Source organism: uncultured Nisaea sp. (assembly GCF_963974195.1).
In the GTDB taxonomy this organism is placed as follows: Bacteria; Pseudomonadota; Alphaproteobacteria; order Thalassobaculales; family Thalassobaculaceae; genus Nisaea.
The window spans coordinates 1-3,214 of the sequence record NZ_CAXBDC010000193.1; the positions used below are offsets into that span (position 1 = coordinate 1).

Consider the following 3,214-nt stretch of genomic DNA (forward strand, 5'->3'; position numbering starts at 1 on the left):
GTCTCCCTGATGAAACAGGAAGGCTGCGACCTGTGCACAAGCTGCGGCTATTCGAAATGCGGGTGAGGGGCTGAGGTCTCGCTCTTCCTCTTTCTTCGACCCTTATTCTCCCAACGATAAATAGCCGTCATTCCCGCGAAAGCGGGGACCCAGAGATCATAGGGCGGTGCTTATGTTCCCCTGGGTCCCCACGTGCGTGGGGATGACGTATTAGGGGGCGGACTGGCTCCCATTCCCACACACCGCTCTTTCCCGGACCTGATCCGGGACCTTGTGCGGACGGACTCCGTTCTATGATCTGACAGGTCCCGGCTCGGTGGCCGGGAAAAACGGTGGAGAGTGGGCGGTTAAATCCGCCCGTCATAACTCTGGCGGTCGATGCGGCAGGCGCAGAGGGTGAATGTCTCCGCCGTCAACCCCGTCTTCACCGCCTCGGCCAGCGTATTCCGGTCTTCGCACCAGACGCCCCTGCCGCCGAGCGCTTCGGCGATGGCGACGAAATCCGTCTCCTGCATATCCACCCCGGCATTGCCGTAGCTCATCTCCCGCTGCTTTTTCTCGATCAGCGCCAGCGAGGCGTCGACGAAGACGACGACGATCACCGGCAGCTTCAGGTCGCGCAGCGTGACCAGCTCGCCCAGCACCATCTCCAGCCCGCCGTCACCGGTGAAGGCCACGACTGCCCGGTCGGGGGCGGCGAGTTTGGCGCCGGTGGCGAGCGGCAGGGCGCAGCCCATGGTGCAGAGGCCGGTGGATTGCAGGACCGCGTGCGGCACCTGTGCTTCCCAGACCTGGCTGGCGAGGATGCGGTGGGCGCCGCTATCGACGGTCAGCACCGCGTCGCGCGGGGTGTTGGCGCGGACAGTGGTGGTGATTGCGGCGGGGCCCCAGGCCTCGTTCTGACCGAAGGCGCCTGCGAGCGCGGAGCGGGTGTCGGCGATCAGGGGGCCGTCCCACCAGGTGGCGCTCGGCTCCACCCCGTCGCCGAGCGCCTCCAGGCTTTCGCCGACATGGGCGTGGAAGGTCATCGTGGCGTCATGCATGTAGGAATATTCGGGCGCGGCCAGCAGCTCGACGACCGTCTTCTCCGCCGGGTCCCAGAGGTTCTGCCAGCCAGGACGCATTTCGATCGGGTCGTACCCCGCGAGCAGGATGAAATCCGCCGCCTCGATCACCGGCTTCAGGTGCGTGTCCGCCAGCGGCGACAGCCCGGCACCGCCGAGGGCGAGGGGATCGTCTTCCGCCAGCACCCCTTTCGCCTTGTAGCTGGCGATCACCGGCGCGCCGAATTTCCGGGCGAAACCGGCCAGCGTTTCGGCAGCGTTCTGATTGACCACGTCGAGCCCGGCGATGATCAGCGGCCGTTCGGCCTTTGCCAGCGCGGCGCGGGCGGCGTCGAGCGCGTCTCCCGGCGCGGGGGCGGAGGGCTGCGGCGCGGGGCGTCTTACCGGTTTGGCATCCGCGATCTCTTTCGCCGCGACGGCGATGGGCAGATCGATATGCACCGGGCCCGGCCGGTCCGCCATGGCGAGGCGCACCAGCTTGTCGATCAGCGCGTCCGCATTCTTTTCCGGCATGGTGACGCTGGCTTTGGTGACCGGGCCGAAAACCGCCGTGTGGTCGAAAACCTGGTGGTTGTAGGTAACGGCCTCACCCGCATCGACGCAGCCGGTCAGCACGATCAGCGGCACCCGGTCCTGCTCCGCATTGGCGGTGACGTTGACAGCGTTGGCGGCGCCGGGGCCGACGGTGCAAACGAGAACGCCCGGCGCGCCGGTCATGTGCCAGACGCCTTCCGCCATGAAGCCGGCGGCATTCTCATGCTTGGCCAACAGGAACCTGATCCCGGCCTTCTCCAGAGCGTCCACGAGAGTCAGCACCTCGCCCCCCGGTACGCCAAAGGCATAGCGGACCCCCGCCTCGTACAGGCGGCGGGCAATCACATCGGCTATACGCATGGGGTTTCCTGTCTAAAAGGCCTATTCGGCGGCGAGGCGCGCGGCGATTTCTTTTTCCGCGAGGCGCTGGTGGCCGTCGCGGGTCTGCGGCAGTTTCCGCTCGAGGATGCGGGAGGCCACGACGGTGCGCAAGATCTGTGCGGTGCCTCCGCCGATCGTGAACATGCGCGCGTCCCGCTGCATCCGTTCCATCGGATAGTTCCGGGAATAGCCGCGCGCGCCGAACACCTGCAGGGCGTCCGTGGTCACCTTGATGGCCATTTCGGACGCCATGATCTTGGCCTGGGCCGCCAGCGTGGCGTCCGGGAACGGAGCGCTCGGGCCTTCGGCGCTGGCTGCCGCCCGGTAGATCAGGGAACGGGCCGCCTCGAGCTGCACGGACATGTCCGCCAGCATCCATTGCAGGCCCTGGAATTCGGCGATCGGGCGGCCGAACTGCTCGCGTTCGCCGGCGAAGGCGAGGGCGTGGCGGTAGGCACCGGCGGCGATGCCCATGCCCACGGTTCCGGCGCCGACGCGCTGGGCGTTATAGGCACTCATCAGGTCGGCGAAACCGCGCTTGAAGCCGCTTGGCGGCAGCAGGGCCATGGAGGCCGGGATTTCCAGGTCGTTGAAGATGATTTCGGTTTCCGGAATGCCGCGCAGGCCCATGGTCGGCTCGCGGGTGCCGATCACAAGGCCGCTGGACTTGTCTTTGTCGGCCAGAAAGCCGCCGATGCCGAGCTCGGTGCCGTCCTCGTCGAAGACGCGGGCGAAGATCAGGTGCAGGCGGGAAACCCCGCCGCCGGTGATCCAGTGCTTCTTGCCGTTCAGCACATAGGTATCGCCGCGCTTGTCGGCCCGGGTGGTCATCAGCGTCGCGGCGCTGCCGGCATCCGGCTCGGTGATGCAGATGGCCAGCTTGTCGCCGGACAGTACATGCTCGGCGCCAAGCTTCTTCTGCTCCTCTGTGCCATAGGTCATGATGGCGGAGATCGCGCCCATATTGCCCTCGACCGTGATCCGGCCGGTGACGCCGCAGGCCGCTGCCATTTCCTCGATCACCAGCACGGTATCGAGATAGGAACGGCCCGGCCCGCCATATTCCTTCGGCACGGTCATGCCCATGAAGCCGGCGTCTGTCAGCGCCTGAACATTGTCCCAGGGGTACTGCTCGCTGCGGTCCACCTCGGCGGCGCGCGGGGCGATCACATCCGCCGCAAGGGCGCGGGCGCGGGCCTGCAGGTCTTTCTGCTCCGGGGTCAGGTCGAAAAACA

General features: G+C 66.9%; 2 protein-coding genes. Both read right to left on the reverse strand.

Annotated elements, in window-relative coordinates; translation table 11 throughout:
* Positions 1-347: 347 nt before the first annotated feature.
* Positions 348-1,958: a thiamine pyrophosphate-binding protein gene (locus AAC126_RS22045; protein ID WP_339857578.1), complete on the reverse strand. Its 1,611-nt coding sequence runs from the start codon at positions 1,956-1,958 to the stop codon at positions 348-350.
* 21 nt (positions 1,959-1,979) lie between these two features.
* On the reverse strand, positions 1,980-3,203 hold the full coding sequence (acdA, locus tag AAC126_RS22050; protein WP_339857581.1) for a 3-sulfinopropanoyl-CoA desulfinase: 1,224 nt from the start codon (positions 3,201-3,203) through the stop codon (positions 1,980-1,982).
* Between the last annotated feature and the right edge of the window lie 11 nt (positions 3,204-3,214).

What these genes read in the sequence shown, in the direction of transcription:
- AAC126_RS22045 (WP_339857578.1), bottom strand. Translation starts at nt 1,958, where the DNA reads ATGCGTATAGCCGATGTGATTGCCCGCCGCCTGTACGAGGCGGGGGTC.